Source organism: Paenibacillus sp. FSL K6-1318 (genome assembly GCF_037976905.1).
In the GTDB taxonomy this organism is placed as follows: domain Bacteria; phylum Bacillota; class Bacilli; order Paenibacillales; family Paenibacillaceae; genus Paenibacillus; species Paenibacillus amylolyticus_A.
Map to the genome: position 1 here is coordinate 3638362 of NZ_CP150270.1, position 17259 is coordinate 3655620.

Here is a 17259-nt window from a genome sequence, read left to right on the forward strand (position 1 = left end):
GACAAATGGACTCAAGATGTACCAATTCAAACAGATGGAGGAGCAGGACATGCGAAAGAGTAAAACGTTTACGAATATCTTTGTCTCGATCCTACTCCTTAGCATTGGACTCGTTGTAGGTTTTGGGAGTTATATCTATGTTTCAACTACAAAATCGGTAATAGAGCGTGTAAGCGAGGGGCACCAAAGCTTAATTCTGCAGGTGAGAAATACACTGGAACAAAAAATTCAAACCATTGAATATGCTTTTGCCACGTATAGTACGACGCCATCGTTTCGTAAGGTCATTAACAGTCCATTAAGCGGGCAAGATTATGAAGCATATCGCGAACTGAATTCCCAGCTAGGTTATATTGCAACGATGGGGCTTGATGGCGTGCAGTATTCGCTTGTGAGTCTGAAGCAGAATTGGAGCCTGTCTAACGGATCGTTATCACGAATTACAGATGAAGAGAAGCAACAGATGCAAGCCTTATTCGCTGATCCGGAAGGCAATAATCTCTATTGGACCAAAACTAAGGAAGGTCTTCGATTGCTGCATGCGTTACCGATGTATTCGAAGGACAAAGAAGCCATTGCGATGTCGGACATCTATTTGCGAACACTGAATCAATCCCTACAGACGCAATCCGATGCTCCTATCTACATTTTGAACAAACAGGGTGAATTGCTCTATGCAGCTTTAACCGAACAAAGCCCTATATCTGCTGAGCAAATGAGCTTAATCAGCAAACAAATAGTTAATGAGCCTCCTTCAGGACAGATTACAATTCCTGCTGCATCGGGTGATTCAATTATGGGCTTGTACGCCCGTTCTACTTATAATGGATGGACTTATATCACACTTCCGAATCAAAAAGAAGTCAGCCAAGCCCTATCATCGACCCGTTTGGGTTTAATTGTAATGGGTGCCGTCATTATGGCTCTGATGATCATTCTTGCATACATTATAGCTTTACGGCTTGCTAGGCCCGTTCTTCAAATTCAGCATAGTCTTGGCGGACGTGCTGAGAGAACGGTCAGGGACGAGGTCGGTTGGATCATTCAGTCGATCCATTCTATTGTTTCAGAGAAACAACATCTCGAACAGCTTATCCATCTTGAAAAGCCCAAACTTGAAACACAATTTGTTCTAAATGTACTACAGAATAGGTTAACCAGGGAAGAGATCCATAGCTATCTTGAACGATTCGCATATACGAAGATGCACAACAAGATGTATGCAACGATGTTGATTCAGATTGACCGTCCCGGGAAAGGCTCGCTGGCTGATAAAGATACACTGCTGTTGGCCGTTAATCAGTTAGTGCAAGAGATCATTCCTCCGTCCCAACGGATGTTACCCGTCGTTTTAAATGAACGGACACAAGCAACGATATTATCCTTCGCTAGCAGTTCTTCAGACAATCGAGAAGTGATGTTGCAATATGCCAAAAGGGTTATTCAATTGTCTCGCGAGTATTGGTCCGCTTCAGTCAGTGTGGGCTTCAGTGGTCAATATGAAGACCTGATGAATACCCGGGAAGCCTGTGATATGAGTCTTGAAGCATTGTACCAGCGTCTTAAGCTAGGCAAAGAGTCCGTTATTTTCTATGAGGATATCATACGCGGTAGCAGCGGACCTACCTTACTTCACTACCCTACAGAATTGGAGAGTCGGCTGTTCGATGCCATACGTCTTGGTGACAAAGAAGAGGTGACACGTACGTTATACCCGCTGTTAGCAGATATGATGAAGCACAACCTTAATCCAATGAATCTGGAGATCACATTGATTCGATTCGTGAACAATTTGATTCAGTTGGAGCAGCTCATTGGTACGGACGTGTTGCTTACACAGAGTAACGGCACATTGTATCATCGACTGCTGCATACGCTGAATCCGGAAGAAGTTGAACACATTCTTGTTCACGAAGTCATCTATCCTATGGTAGATAGTATGCAGGAGAGAGCGAGCCAACAGTTTCGCACACTTGCAGATCGTATGGCCTCTATTGTACGCACGGAATACGATCAGGACTTGTCACTGGAATCCATAAGTGAACGATTGCATTATACGCCGAACTATCTAAGTAGCATTTTCCGTAAAGAGTACAATATGACCTTTAGTGAGTACTTAATGAATATCAGACTAGATGTAGCAAGGAAATGGTTGGTGGACACGAATATGCCCATTAAAGATATAGCCGAACGACTGGGATATCAGAATTCCCAGAACTTTATACGTACTTTTCGAAAAAAAGAGAACCTCACCCCTGGTGCATATCGAAGGTTGCGAATGGATAGCTGAGCATCCCAGTATATGTTAGCAGTATCCGATAATCCGTAAGCACCTTCGAAATTCAACTCCACTCCATGTAAGCGTAAATCCCCTCAGGTTGATCCCGAGGGGATTGTTATTTTCCATATGTGCCTCATCTCAACCTTTCACTGAACCAAGTAAAGCGCCTTTGGTAAAGTGCTTCTGCACGAAAGGATACGCGAGCAGCATCGGTAAAGTAGCCACAACGATAACACTCATCTTAATGGTCTGTGATGGAGGGACAATGTCTACAACCGAGCTGTTGCCATCCATGCCACTGGAGACAATTACAATCTGGCGGAGCAATACTTGTAGTGGCCACATCGTGGACTCGTTGAGATATAGGATCGCATTCATATATGTGTTCCAATAGGATACGCCATAGAACAGGGATAAGGTTGCGATGGAAGGTAGAGCCAGTGGGATCATAATTTGTAGCAGAATCCGAAAGTCGTTGGCACCATCAATTTTGGCAGATTCCTCTAGACTATCCGGTAGCGCCTGGAAGAAATTGCGCATGATGATCAGATTGAATGCATTGATCGCAGTAGGGATAATCATGGACCAGTACGAGTCGATTAATCCAACCGCTTTCACAACTAGGAAGGTAGGAATCATACCCCCGCTGAACAACATCGAGAAGACGACCAAGAAATTGATAAAGTTCCGTCCTAAGAGATATCTTCTGGATAACCCGTAAGCCATAAGTGCCGTCAGCGTCATACTGACAATGGTTCCTGCCAGCGTGATGAAGATGGATACGCCGAGTCCTTTGAAGATGGTAGGTGTGGAGAAGATGTAACGATAGGCATCAAGCGAGAAGGATGTCGGAAACAGAATAAACTTCTTCTGCACAATCTCCTGCGTGGAAGCGAAGGAACTGGCAACGACGTTTACGAAGGGTAATAGGCAGGCCAGGGAGAAAAGAAGCAAGAACGTATAATTTATTACATTGAATATGACGCCACCGAGTTGTTCCTTTTTAACATTGTGTTTGGACATCTGATATGTTCCTCCTTGTTAAGTAGTGATTCTCCCTTACCATAACAAGCGAAGAATATTACGTACATAATCCTGACCTACTGACTTGAAATGGAACGTTATAGTGATGTAAAAGCTTTGAAATACCATGATAATCCATATTACCAATAATAATCATGATCTACGATCTGCACCTGTTCATCTGGCCTTAAGCCGCGCTGGATGGGGATTCCTTCAACTACAATAGCTAATGATTATGTACGGAATCGCTTACATCTCATATGCTTAGGAAGCATTCAACTACACCATCCCAAACAAGGAGGTCAGCAAGCAGTGAGAGAATCTGAGCCATCAGTCGTTTCGTTGCAACACAAAGCATATCGGAATACAGGATTAGGTCACTATTTGAGAAACGCTGCATCCAACAAGCTTCTTTATTTAATGATTCTTCCCGGTTTTATCTACTTTGTGATCTTCAAGTATTTTCCGATGGGCGGACTTATTATTTCATTTCAGGATTATCAGCCGTATCTAGGAATTAGAGATAGTCCATGGGTGGGCTTCAAACATTTTGTCCGTCTGTTCACGGAACCAACCTTCGCCATGCTACTTAGTAATACATTGATCTTGTTCGCGCTTGAATTAGTGATTTTCTTCCCGATTCCGATCATCCTTGCACTCATGATGAATGAAGTACGACACAGATTATTCCGAAACTCCATTCAAACGATCGTATATATCCCACATTTCATGTCATGGGTGATTATCGTCTCCATTACGTACGTGTTTCTTAGTGTGGATGGGGGCGTCGTCAATGAAATTATAGCTGCATTGGGTGGTAGCAAGATCAGCTTCTTGACCTCACCTGAATGGCTTCGTCCGATGTATATTTTGCAGATTATATGGAAGGAAGCCGGTTGGTCAACGATCATCTACCTCGCAGCTATTACTGTTGTAGATACCCAGCTGTATGAAGCTGCCGAGATGGACGGTGCGTCTAGATTGCGCAAAATGTGGCACGTAACTTTACCCGCAATTCGCCCGGTCATTATTACATTGTTGATTCTCAAAATCGGAAACACGCTGGAACTAGGCTTTGAACATATGTACTTGTTACTGAATTCGCTTAACCGGGAGGTCGGTGAGATATTTGATACGTATATCTTCACGGCAGGTTTGAAGAATGGACAATTGAGCTTTAGTACAACGGTTGGGTTGTTCAAAGGTCTGGTAGGTTTGGTGCTGGTTATGTTCGCTAATCGTCTCGCTAAAAAATTAGGAGAAAGCGGCGTATACTAGTAGCAATCCCGAATGACAACAAGGATGTACTGGTAGAATCTAATATTGCTGAAAAGGGGATTGAACGATGAGATATAGAACTGCCAAATTGTTAGCGCTTACGTTAAGTGGAGCCTTACTGTTATCTGCCTGTGCGGGAGGAAGTGGGGATTCAGGAACCAATGCTGATGGCAAAACAACGATTAGTTGGTTGAATATTATGCATACCGCTTCACCACCTACGGATACCGTACTTAATAAAATCGAAGAGATTACGGATGTGGATATACAGTTTTCCTGGATTCCGGATGCTTCTAAAGAAGAACGGCTTAATACTTCACTTGCTTCCGGTTCTCTCGCTGACATCGTATCCTTGACGATTCTGGAGAATTCTTCGGTTCGCAATGCGCTCAAAGCAGGCGTCTTCTGGGAGGTTGGTCCGTATCTTGATGAATTCCCGAACCTGAAAGGCATTTCTCAGGATATGCGTAATTCCGCATCCATTGAGGGGAAGTTGTACGGTATACCCATGCAAAAACAGGTTGCACGTAACGGTGTCATTCTTCGCAAAGACTGGCTCGATCATGTTGGATTACCTGTACCCAAAACAACTGCCGAATTAATGGAAGTTGCCAAAGCCTTCACGGAACAAGACCCTGATGGCAATGGAACTAACGATACGACAGGATTCATTGATCGAAGCGACTTGGTATTTGGTGCGTTTAAGACCCTGGGATCATACTTTGGTACACCCAGTGGTTGGGCGATTAGTGAGGATGGCAAAGTGACACCTGAGTTTGAGTCCGAAGGTTACATTCAGGCGATGGATTATATGAAAGAGCTGTACACCAATGGATACATTAATCAGGATTTTGCAGTAACAGCCAAGAAGGATCAACAGGAAGGCTTCGCACAGGGCAAGGCAGGGATCTATGTGGGAGCTCTATTTGATAGCAAGGGGCTGTTCAATCTTGCCCAAGGAGTTCAAGATGACATGGAGCTTGTCATGGTCAATGACATTACATCCACAGGCAATGAAAGTGATCGAGCGATCTGGTCCACATCCAATGGCGTAGGTGGGTTGCTTGCTTTTCCTAAATCGGAGGTTAAGGACGAAGCTGAATTGAAACGTATTCTGAAGTTTATGGATGATCTGATGAGTGAAGAGGTATTTACCTTGATGACATATGGAATCAAAGATGTGCACTATAGCCTCGACGAGAACAATGGTGCCACCATAATTAATACCAAGTTATGGGAGCAAGAGGTACAGCCATTTTCATCTTCTCGCCCTAACGAGAACGGATATGCCATTGTGGATGCTGACCCACTCCGTATTGAATCGACACGGTTAATTGAGGAAAACACAACCTTTGCCGTGCTGAACCCAGTGTATTCACTGGAATCACCAACGTTCTCAGAACAAGGCTCTGAGTTGCAGAAGATCATCACGGATGCAACATACAAGTATATCCTGGGCAAGATGGATCGTGCCGGTTTCCAGAATGCTATTGATACTTGGAGAAAATCAGGTGGAGACAAAATCATTACCGAATATGAGGCAGCTCATCAAACCGTTTTAAACAATAAATAAACAGCAAATGCGTGCGGAGGAGGAAATCTACAGATGCTTGAAACAAAATCTGCTATGGATCTATGGGCAGCCAAAACAGCCGCATCCATCATGGAGCGAACCCCTAAGCTGTATGAAGAGAACGGGCATCACGGCAAGTGGTCTTATGATTATGGCGTAGTGCTAAAAGGATTTGAACGATTATGGCAAGCGACAGGTGATGAGCAATATGCACAATATATCCAGCATAATATGGACTATTTTATTCAAGATGATGGATCGATTCGGGGATACCGGATGGAAGAACATAATATTGATCATTTGAATAACGGCAAGTTGATGTTCGGCCTGTATGACAGGACAGGGCAAATAAAATATAAGCTTGCGGCTGGATTGCTACGTGAACAACTTGTTACTCACCCACGCACATCAGAGGGAGCTTTCTGGCACAAGCAAGTATATCCCTATCAGATCTGGTTGGACGGTCTCTATATGGGCGCGCCGTTCTATCTGGAGTACTTGCTTCGCTGGGAACCAGAAGAGGACTTGTTGAACGATGCGACTAAGCAATTTATATTGTGTGCCCAACATACCCGAGACGATGCTACAGGACTGCTCTATCACGCTTGGGATGAACATCGCATTCAGCCTTGGAGCCATTCGGTAACAGGACAATCACCAAACTTCTGGGGCAGATCTATCGGCTGGTTTGTTATGGCTTTAGTGGATGTTCTGGAGTTATTACCAAGCCATCATCCCGATTATAGCAAGTTGGTTGATATTCTCACAGATACGATGACTGCGCTGCGCACCTATCAGGATACAGCTAGCGGGGTATGGTATCAGGTGGTGAATGAGGGAGATCGCAAAGGAAATTATCTGGAAGCTTCAGCATCCAGCATGATTGTCTATGCCATGGCCAAAGGGATTCGGCTAGGATGGTTACCGCGGGAATGGGAACTGATATTGAACCATGCTTATGCAGGATTAATCTCTGAATTCGTAATGGAGACCAATCAGGGTTGGGTGAATCTCTACAAAAACTGCCAGGTTGCAGGGCTCGGTGGAGATGCAAGGCGTGACGGAAGTTACGCGTATTATATAAGTGAACCGATTATAACGAATGATCAAAAAGGAATGGGAGCTTTCTTGCTCGCATGTACCGAATACGAGTACTTGCTGCATGCCAAAGTTTAACGATCTATGACGAGACCGTTGGATAGGAAACCTAGAACGTGATCGCAGAAAGAGTACGGATAGGGTTCAGATTACAACGGGTTTTCGCATCCTTTTACTGATAACGCTTACATTACGTTGAGGAGGTGATCCCAGATCAGAGAAAGGTTTATCGCATGAGCATCTGGCTCTCAGTGAGGTAACATTCTGTACAATTACATGTAAACCGGAGGAGGAAGATTCGTTGAAAAGAATGGTATCATTCGTATTGGTCGTTGCGATGTTATTCAGTTTGCTACCAGGTATGGTTGCTGCAGAAGATGAAGCTACTCCATTATTGCCCGCATTTCCCGGTGCTGAAGGCGGCGGTAAGTACGTGACAGGTGGTAGGGGAGGGTCAGTGTATGAAGTGACCACCCTCGCCGATTCCGGCCCTGGATCACTTCGAGATGCTGTTAGTCAGAGTGATACCACCGTAGTATTCAGAGTGGGAGGAACGATTCATCTAGAATCCCCTCTGGCGATTACCGGTTCTAATATCACGATTGCTGGACAGACAGCTCCAGGAGAAGGAATCACTGTATCCGATTATTGGACCACATTCCAAGCGGACAACATTATCGTCAGGCATATGCGCTTCCGGCTTGGGGATAAGCACCCTAGTGAGGATGACGTATTTGGTGGACGATACCACAAAAACATTATGATCGACCACTCGTCGTTTACCTGGTCTGTTGACGAAGTACTGAGTATGTACGCCAACGAGAATACAACTGTGCAGTGGTCTGTCATCGCTGAGAGCATGCTGATGACTACGCATCAGAAGGGGCGGCATGGATATGCAGGTATCTGGGGAGGGAACAACACCTCCTTCCATCACAACATCATTGCTCATAACGTGAGCCGTAACCCGAGATTTGCAGGGGCTCCTGGTTTTAATACCGAGTCTTACAACAATATTGTCTACAATTGGGGGTTCTTCTCTGCTTATGGCGGTGAGGAGGGCAACTATAACCTCATGAATAACTACTATAAATACGGACCGAATACGTATCGAAATGCCCGGGGTCAGATTTTCCTTGATGTTGCACCTGATACACGATTACATGTGAGTGGCAATGTCGTGGACAGTTATCCCGATGTCACAGCGGACAACTGGTTAGGTGTGGGAGAACTTGCGAATCCAGATTCCAAACTACTCGCTCCTGTGCAGATGGCTAATCCCACATCCATGGACGATGCAGAAACAGCCTATGAGCAAGTTCTTGCAAAAGCAGGTGCAAGTCTGCCTAGACGGGACGCCATCGATGCTCGAATTGTAAATGATGTGAAAAACCGCACCGGACAACATATTAATTCACAAAAGGAAGTTGGCGGTTACCTTGAGTTCGAGGAGACAGCTTCAGCTCTGGTTGACTCTGATCATGACGGTATGCCCGACGAATGGGAGATCAGTATGGGACTCGATCCGAATGATCCTGCTGACCGTAACGAGATACATGAATCAGGTTATACCTATCTGGAGGCATACCTGAACAGCATTGCTGGCAACGGATCTATGAATCCTACGGTTACAATTCAATCACCTGCCAACCATACTGTTCAGACTGAAGGGTCTTCCGTTGAGATCACGGCTTCTGCGTCAGATATAGACGGCAGCATTGCCAAAGTGGAATTTTATCAAAATGATGTGAAACTGGGGGAAGATGATACAGCGCCTTACACTTTTACATGGGAAGATGTGCAGGATGGCACTCATTATCTCACCGTCCGAGCGATTGATGACTCAGGTACTTCAACGCAGTCCAACAATGTCACGGTACATGTTCACAAGCAGAACAGTATTGCCCCTTGGTCATCAAACGATATTGGAGAACCGGGCATTCCGGGTCATACCCAATTGGGAGCTAGTGATACTGACGTTACGGTAAAATCAGCAGGAGATATCCATGGAGAGACGGATCATTTCCACTATGCTTACCAAATCTTAGAAGGAAATGGTGAGATTGTAGCTAGAGTTGATCAGGTGACAGCTACCGACGATGGAGCCGAAGCAGGTGTTATGATTCGTAAAAGTCTGGATGCGTCATCCCCGTTTATTGCCGCCATGGTCACTTATGTAAAGGGTGGACAACAAGCGGTTAGCCTTGTTCGTGATGGAGCGGGCACCGAAGTTGTGCATCAGGAAAAAGGCAGCATGGTCACACTCCCGTATTGGGTTAAGCTTGTACGACTTGGGGATCAAGTGACTTCACTTGTATCCAAAAACGGTAACGATTGGTTTGTTATCGATTCACAATCATTCCCAGCAGACGAAACGGTCTACATCGGATTGGCAGCCGATGCTTCCAAACCGGATGATGAAGTTGATAAGCTCAATGCATCTATTTTCTCCAATGCATCCGTTCAGGAGTTGCCTGCTGATTTCCCGACAGCACCTACTGAACTTGTAGCTGAGCCGGACCTCAAGTCCATTCACTTACATTGGATTGAAGTGCAAAGCGCTGACTCTTATTCAATGTATAGAGCAGATATACCTGGTGGGCCATACACGTTGCAGCAAGAGGGGATTACGACCACGAGCTACACAGATCCCAATCTTACTGTAGGAAAAACCTATTATTACGCAGTGAAGGCTACGAATGATCATGGCACAAGCTTCTATTCCAATGAGGCTAGTGCAGCAGCGGAAGGAGAGCCCGAGACCATCTATTACGTGAATGATGACTTTGAGGATATCGAGATCAATACGACACCAGCAAGTTATACTGTACTACCTGACCCACAGACGAACGATCTTAAAGTTGTTGTTACCCAGATTCCCACAGGAACAACAGGAAACGCTTCTACTAAAGCGCTCATGCTATATGACAATGGGGCTGGGATCGCCCAATTCGTAAGATCATTTCCACCACAACAGGGAAGTTTTGTGTTTGAGGCTGATATCATGTCTCAAGGCTGGCCTGGCACATCAACCGTTCTGCAATTGCAAAATGGCACCGGCAGTCGTGCCGCACTCTCCATCGAGCTACGCAAACCTTCTGCTCCGGTAGCGGAGGATCAGTATACACTAATATACAAAAAAGACGGCAAAGATCACAAATTAATGGATGCACCGGTCAATAATCAATGGTACAACTTCAAGATTGTTGGCAATGTAGCCTCGCAAAAAGCGGATATATACGTTGATGATGTGCGCGTCGCAGATGATGTACCGTTTCAGGCCGATGTGACTGCCGATGGTGTTGCACGAATGTTTGCCAGAACACCAGGCACGGGTAAAGGCACGTTGTTCTATGACAATGTCAAACTTTATGTTGAACCGGTTAGTTCTCCTAAAGGGCTTCGTACCGAACCAGGCAATGGTATGGTGAGATTACATTGGGAGGAAGCGGACGGGGCTTCTACGTACAATGTAAAGCGTAGTATTCAGTCCGCGAACGACTATGAGTTGATTGCTTCTGAGTTAACTGAGACAACTTACATTGACGAAGAGGTCACCAATGGAACGACTTACACATATGTCGTCACGGCCGTTGGTCCATTGGGCGAGAGCGGCAATTCCAACACGTCTTCAGTGACACCCTCGGAGGATGCTGTACGACCAGAAATGCCTGAGAATCTGAAGGGTGTTGCGAGAAACGCACAAGCAGATTTAACGTGGGATGAAGTCGAAGCAGCTAACTACTACACTGTAAAACGTAGTTTGCAGGCTGAAGGCCCGTATACAGTTGTGTCGTCTCGTACAGCTGTTCCTACGTTTCGGGATGGAGGACTGGATAATGGAACGACCTACTATTACGTCGTATCTGCGACTGGTATTGGAGGAGAGGGAGCGGATTCTTCCCCGGTTGCTATAACTCCAACCATGGCTCTAACTACTCCCCAAGTCACGGTAGAGTCTCTTCCCGAATCCGTTTCTATTACGTGGGAAGCGATAGAAGGCGCTTCGACTTATGTGATCAAGCGTGCAATGTCCGTGACTGGAACTTATGATGTCATTGCTGATCAGGAATCAGGAACTTCCTATGTGGATACAGGACTCTTAAACGGTAAGCCCTATTATTACAAAGTGACCGCACTGGCTCAAGGTATACGAAGTCTTGACTCCGCAGCCGTTGGTACACGGCCAGCAGTGGATGATGGTAGACCTCAAGCTCCATCAGAGACTCGTGCTGAGCCAGGTGAAAGTACAATCACTCTTACTTGGCAAGAAGCCGAGGGGGCTGAGGAATATGCAGTGAAACGAAGTGAATCACCCGAAGGGCCATTCGTTACTGTAGCCTCCAATGTAAATGATACTTCGTTCTCTGATACACAGTTAATCAATGGCACAGCCTATTATTATGTCATTACGGCATTGAATGAAGTTGGCGAGAGTATGTCGTCCGCTCCAATATCTGAAATTCCTGCACCAATTCTAACCGTCTCATCTGATGGAAGTGCACAATATGAACAGGTTCAGGAAGCTATACATGCTGTTCCGGACAATAGCACGCTTCCTACCATCATACGAATCAAGGACGGAATTTACCGTGAGAAGCTGGACGTACCATCCAGCAAAAAACATCTGCGAATTATTGGAGAGAGTCGGGAGGGCACTGTGCTGATCTACGGTGATTCTGCCAGCTCATTGGATTCATCCGGCAATGCACTCGGTACCTCAGGTAGCTATAGCTTCCGGGTGCAGACAAATGATTTTACAGCTGAGCATCTGACGATACAAAATGATGCGGGCGACAATGCAGGTCAAGCGGTTGCTCTGCTCGCTCGTGGTGATCGTCTGGTATTCCGTGACGTTAGCCTGAAGGGGTGGCAGGACACGCTTTATGTGAATGATGGAAGGCAATATTATGTGGACAGTTATATTGAAGGTGATGTCGACTTTATCTTTGGCAATGCAACCGCATTGTTTGAGAACAGCGTCATTCACAGTTTAAGCAATGGTTACGTTACTGCAGCATCCACCGCGGAGGAGAAGTCTGGTTATGTATTCCTGAATAGCCGCATTACTGGCGATTCTAGTCTTGCTGGAACTATACCTCTTGGCAGACCGTGGAGACCTTATGCCAATGTAGTCTATATCAACAGCTATATGGATAATCACATTAGTGCATCTGGATGGAATAACTGGAGTAACCCGGATAATGAACGTACAGCACGCTTTGCCGAATTTGCCAGTTACGGGCCTGGAGCGAATCCCAAAGCACGTTTTAACTGGACGACTCAGTTGACGACGGAAGAGGCAGAGAAATATTTGCCTGCCCAGCTCTTTGCCGGAGCGGATAATTGGAATCCGGCCGCAGAACTTTCACTCGTGCATGAGAGCGCTGATTAATAATCCATAACATTTGAATGAAGGAGAACTTGACGTGAAAACATTTCGCAACCCCGTGTTGCCGGGATTCCATCCAGATCCGTCGGCCATTCGTGTAGGAGAAGACTATTATCTCGTTACGTCCAGTTTCGAATACTTTCCCGGCGTACCATTATTCCACAGTAAAGATCTGGTTCATTGGCAGCAGCTAGGTCATGTTCTAGACCGTGCTTCACAGCTTAATTTGGATGGGATTATGCCTTCTCGGGGCATTTGGGCTCCAACAATTCGGTATCATAAGGGCACATTCTATATGATTACTACATTCGTTGATAACGAAAAGAAGGAACATAACTTCTATGTAACCACTACTGATCCGTCAGGTGATTGGTCTGATCCCATCTGGTTGGACGATGCTCCAGGTATTGATCCATCGTTATTTTTCGACGAAGACGGCAGAGCATACTATACGGGAAACCGGATCCCACCTGAAGGTCAGGAATACCCGAAACATATGGATATCTGGCTTCAGGAGATCGATCTGGAGCAGGGTACGCTCATTGGTGAGAAAGTAAGTATATGGCAGGGTGCACTTAAGGTGGCTCACGCTCAAGAAGGACCGCATATCTATAAGAAGCATGATTGGTATTACTTGTTGATTGCGGAGGGAGGAACTGGCCATACTCATGCCGTGACCATCGCGCGAAGCCGTAACATCACAGGGCCTTATGAAGGGCATCGCTCCAATCCAATTTTGACGCATCGACATCTTGGAAGAGCGTATCCGATTGTTAATGTAGGTCATGCGGAACTGATTGAAACACAACAAGGTGAGTGGTGGTTACTATGTCTTGCATCCAGAACAGCCGGAGGATACTACCGAAACTTGGGTCGGGAAACATTCATGGCACCCGTACAATGGGAACAGGAGTGGCCTGTTGTTAGTCCAGGGGTCGGCAGATTGGAGCTAGAAACGAGATCACCTAACCTGCCTGAGGTGCGGTGGCCAAGTGTATCAATTCGGGACGATTTCGAAGAGAATTCTCTATCTCCGATATGGAATTTCCTGAGAACACCGCGCGGAGAATTTTGGAGCGTGACAGAACGACCAGGGCATTTGCGCATGCGATTGAAACAGGATCAGCTGACGGAACAGAGCAATCCTGCCTTTGTTGGTCGGAGGCAGCAGCACCTGATGTTCAATGCATCCACACACATGGAGTTTAATCCTCAAAATGAGGGTGAAACCGCAGGTCTGACCTTATTTCACAACCAGAATTACCACTTCCGAATGGAGCTGGCATTGGAGCAAGAAAAGCCTGTTATTCGTGTTGTCGAGAGGGAAGCAGGGGTAGATAAACTTCTGATCTCTCATCCATGGAGCGATCATCATATTCAATTGAAGGTTGTTGGACATGAACAGGAGTACAGCTTTTACTATCGTGCCAATGAGTATGCTTCGTGGGACGTGTTATTCGAAAAAGCCGATGGTCGATTGCTTAGTACTGATCGTGCTGGTGGTTTTACTGGAACCTACATCGGTTTGTACGGAAGTAAGCAAGCCAAACCAAATTCAAATGAAGCATTATATCAAAATGGTATCCATCATGATCTTCCATTTGTTGATTTTGATTGGTTCGATTATGATGAATTGCAAAAAAAGTAGAAATTTCAATTAATATATTAAACACAATATGAAAGCGAGTTAGAAGATGTTGGTCTGATAAAGATCGACATCTTTTTTTATCTCTAATTCAAAGGTCATAGAGATAAACGCCATAAAAGGATTGAAGTTTAAAAGCAAAATATAGGACTGAAATTAAATCCTCAGATCTCAGTTTAGGGCATTACAACAAACAATAAGACCTGATTTAAACATAAAAGCAAAGAGTTGAGTTTAGATTTGTGTCAAGGGAAGATGAGTTCCACGGGGATGACGGCGTTCTTAGGAGAATAAATATCTTCCATCTGTTCACATAACAGCTTTACGGCTGTTCGTGCCATTTCCTGTTCATCCTGCTGCACATAAGCTACGCCTGAAAGATGTGGATTATCGAAAGATAGTAAATCGATATTTGAGTGATCGTTCAGAAGACTGATCGCGGCGGATGTAAGGCGTGCTGTTTCTTCAGTCAAGGAGAAGACTGCCGAAATTCCACTGTGGTTCTGCAAGAAGTTGCTTACATAGTCCAATGCTTGCTCGCTGCGTAGAATGTCGAGAGGAATGTGACACCACAAGCTCTTGTCAATTGAGATGCCTTGATCTGTGTACACCTGCTCGAAGCCAAGCGTGCGGTCCTCGACGGCTGTATTGGCATTTTCAGGTGAGATGAGCGCAATCTGCTGATGACTCTTGGATAGCAAATGGGATACAGCCTTATACGCACCGCCGTAATTGTCGGATGTAATGGTGTACGTCTCAATGTTGCGCAGATAGCGGTCGATGAACACACACGGGAATTTATCGAGCGACACGCGCAGTAATGATTCGTTGTACTTCTCATCTTCTGTTGGAAAAACGATCAGCCCCTTCACACCGAGCTCCATTAGTGTACGAATGACGTTTGATTCGATAGAGGAGGACTCGCGCGTGATGCTTAGTACCATGCTGAGGCCGGCTTCTTGCAGGAAGTGTTCCGTGTAGTCAACGAGCTTCTGAATGACACGGGTTCTCATCGTCGGAATGATGAAGCCAATGAGCGGCATGGAGGACGCGCTGCATGGGGATGGCGAGAAATTGATACTAGAAACAACAAGACTAGAAGAGACGAATGAGCCTTTGCCCTGTACGCGTATAATTAATCCTTCGTCAGCGAGTAGGGTTAGGGCGTTCTTGACGGTTATTTTACTTACTCTGAATTCGTCCATTAGTTCTTGCTCAGAAGGAATGCGGTCTGTGGGCCGAAGCTGCCCTGATTTAATTTTCTGTATAATATTTTCTTGAATTTGTTTGTAGAGCGCCAGCTTTTTCAAAGAGTAGCATCTCCCCATAAACTTTATGATTTTATAATCAATTGGTTATATAAAGCTTATTTCATATATATTATAATACGGCGTGTAAAGCGCTTACAATATGAAATCTGAGAAATTTTTGCGAAGGGGTCTTTTCTTTGAAAGGTTAGAATTATGTTAAGGATGGTGGTGCCAAGGTGTACTGAAACCGCTTAAATTAACAGAACTAACTAGTCAGCCGACTTTTCAAATGCATAACAAAAAAAGAGAGGATGACGAACAAATGAAAAAACGCAGTGCTTTAATCTCCATCGTTACACTCCTTATTATGTCACTTGTTTTTACTGCATGTGGTAATCCTTCCGGTTCAAAAACAGAAACGCAGCAATTAGGCGCTAATGCCGGTGAGAATGCAACAGAATTATCATTTTGGACATTCGTAGATTTGCACGGCAAGCATTTGGATAAAATGCTGGGGTTATGGAACCAAGAGAACCCAGACAAACAGATTAAGTTGAATGTAACAGTTATGCCTTACGATGATATGCACAACAAGCTCTTATTGGCAGTTACAAGCGGAAAAGGTGCTCCTGATATCGCGGATATCGAGCTTGGTCAATTCCCTAAATTCCTGGAAGGTGACAACGTTCCACTGGAATCTTTAAATGATGTATTTGCACCATATAAAGACGTTGTTGTTCCTTCGCGTGTCGAGATTTACTCCAAAGCCGATCAGGTTTATGGCTTTGATTATCACGTAGGTGCGACGCTTGCTTTCTACAATACTGAAATTCTCGAGCAAGCAGGAGTTGACTACAAGACAATCATAACGTGGGAAGATTACAAACAAGCAGGTATCAAGGTTTATGAAAAGACTGGCAAGTACTTAGGTACTGCTGATACATCAGCTACGTGGCAAGCATCGCTGCTACTAGCTCAGCAAAACGCTGATTTTACAGATGAAAATGGTAATCCAAAAGTGAACTCGCCTGAAATGATTAAAGCCTATGAAATGTTAGTTGATCTGCAGAAGAACAATGTTATTCATACGATCCCAGGCGGACAACCCGACACAGAAGAAGCAAAAGGCGAATACAACAAAGGCAACTACGCAAGTGCATTGATGCCTGAGTGGTACATGTCCCGCTTTGTAAATGAAATGAAGGACCTTAAAGGTAAGTATGCAATTGCTCCATTGCCTGTATTTGAAGAAGGTAATCCTCGTTCCGTTGGCTTAGGCGGTACTGGCACAGTTGTTACTAAGAGCGGTAAAGACGTTCAATTGGCCAAAGAATTTGTAGCCTTTGCTAAGCTTTCGAAAGAAGCTACGACTGAAATCTGGAATACACTTGGATTTGACCCAATTAACATGGAAGTATGGAAAGATGATGCAGTTACGAAAAACCCTGATAATGAATACGTCCAATACTTTAAAACAAATGCATTTGATACTTTGAATGAAATCAAGGACGAAATTAGAGCGATCAAGTCCGTTAAAGCTTCACCGACCATCGGCAATATCTTCAATACGGTTACTTTGAACGCCATCTTTGAAGATGGTCAAGACGTGAAGGAAGCGTTGGATGAAGCACAAGCAGCAATTGAACAAGAATTAAAATAAATATGATAAGTAAATGATTTGGTTAAACCTGTCGGCAGGTATAGTAGTCGGCAGGTTTA

At 44.9% G+C, this 17259-nt stretch carries 9 protein-coding genes; 7 read left to right on the top strand and 2 right to left on the bottom strand.

What is annotated here, in order from left to right:
- The first annotated feature begins 49 nt into the window (after nt 1–49).
- Nucleotides 50–2290 (top strand): AraC family transcriptional regulator, encoded by a 2241-nt coding sequence (locus tag NYE45_RS15975; protein ID WP_340013114.1) that lies wholly within the window; start codon nt 50–52, stop codon nt 2288–2290.
- Nucleotides 2291–2419: 129 nt separating this feature from the next.
- On the opposite strand, the gene NYE45_RS15980 is transcribed toward NYE45_RS15975, so the two are convergent.
- Complete coding sequence (locus NYE45_RS15980; RefSeq protein WP_340013115.1) at nt 2420–3304, bottom strand: carbohydrate ABC transporter permease; 885 nt, start codon at nt 3302–3304, stop codon at nt 2420–2422.
- Between the two features lie 420 nt (nt 3305–3724).
- Between NYE45_RS15980 and NYE45_RS15985 the strand changes: the two genes are divergently transcribed.
- The 5 genes from NYE45_RS15985 to NYE45_RS16005 all read left to right on the top strand — a co-directional run bounded on the left by NYE45_RS15985 (nt 3725) and on the right by NYE45_RS16005 (nt 14293).
- Complete coding sequence (locus NYE45_RS15985) at nt 3725–4582, top strand: ABC transporter permease subunit (protein WP_340017384.1); 858 nt, start codon at nt 3725–3727, stop codon at nt 4580–4582.
- A 67-nt stretch (nt 4583–4649) separates the two neighbouring features.
- Nucleotides 4650–6155 (top strand): extracellular solute-binding protein, encoded by a 1506-nt coding sequence (locus tag NYE45_RS15990; RefSeq protein ID WP_340013116.1) that lies wholly within the window; start codon nt 4650–4652, stop codon nt 6153–6155.
- Nucleotides 6156–6188: 33 nt separating this feature from the next.
- The gene (locus tag NYE45_RS15995) at nt 6189–7331 is read left to right on the top strand and encodes a glycoside hydrolase family 88 protein (RefSeq protein ID WP_340013117.1); all 1143 of its coding nucleotides are present in this window, start codon (nt 6189–6191) and stop codon (nt 7329–7331) included.
- Nucleotides 7332–7563: 232 nt separating this feature from the next.
- The gene (locus NYE45_RS16000) at nt 7564–12648 is read left to right on the top strand and encodes a pectinesterase family protein (protein WP_340017385.1); all 5085 of its coding nucleotides are present in this window, start codon (nt 7564–7566) and stop codon (nt 12646–12648) included.
- A 34-nt stretch (nt 12649–12682) separates the two neighbouring features.
- Entirely contained in the window at nt 12683–14293 is a 1611-nt protein-coding gene (locus tag NYE45_RS16005) for a glycoside hydrolase family 43 protein (RefSeq protein WP_340013118.1), read from the top strand.
- A gap of 242 nt (nt 14294–14535) precedes the next feature.
- Here NYE45_RS16005 and NYE45_RS16010 read toward each other — a convergent pair whose 3' ends face one another.
- Nucleotides 14536–15600 (bottom strand): GntR family transcriptional regulator, encoded by a 1065-nt coding sequence (locus NYE45_RS16010; RefSeq protein ID WP_340013119.1) that lies wholly within the window; start codon nt 15598–15600, stop codon nt 14536–14538.
- A gap of 262 nt (nt 15601–15862) precedes the next feature.
- Between NYE45_RS16010 and NYE45_RS16015 the strand changes: the two genes are divergently transcribed.
- Nucleotides 15863–17200, top strand: a complete 1338-nt coding sequence (locus tag NYE45_RS16015; protein ID WP_340013120.1) for an extracellular solute-binding protein — start codon at nt 15863–15865, stop codon at nt 17198–17200.
- Nucleotides 17201–17259 lie beyond the last annotated feature (59 nt).

What these genes read in the sequence shown, in the direction of transcription:
- NYE45_RS15995 (WP_340013117.1), top strand. Translation starts at nt 6,189, where the DNA reads ATGCTTGAAACAAAATCTGCTATGGATCTATGGGCAGCCAAAACAGCC.
- NYE45_RS16015 (WP_340013120.1), top strand. Translation starts at nt 15,863, where the DNA reads ATGAAAAAACGCAGTGCTTTAATCTCCATCGTTACACTCCTTATTATG.
- NYE45_RS15990 (WP_340013116.1), top strand. Translation starts at nt 4,650, where the DNA reads ATGAGATATAGAACTGCCAAATTGTTAGCGCTTACGTTAAGTGGAGCC.
- NYE45_RS15975 (WP_340013114.1), top strand. Translation starts at nt 50, where the DNA reads ATGCGAAAGAGTAAAACGTTTACGAATATCTTTGTCTCGATCCTACTC.
- NYE45_RS15980 (WP_340013115.1), bottom strand. Translation starts at nt 3,304, where the DNA reads ATGTCCAAACACAATGTTAAAAAGGAACAACTCGGTGGCGTCATATTC.
- NYE45_RS15985 (WP_340017384.1), top strand. Translation starts at nt 3,725, where the DNA reads ATGATTCTTCCCGGTTTTATCTACTTTGTGATCTTCAAGTATTTTCCG.
- NYE45_RS16000 (WP_340017385.1), top strand. Translation starts at nt 7,564, where the DNA reads ATGGTATCATTCGTATTGGTCGTTGCGATGTTATTCAGTTTGCTACCA.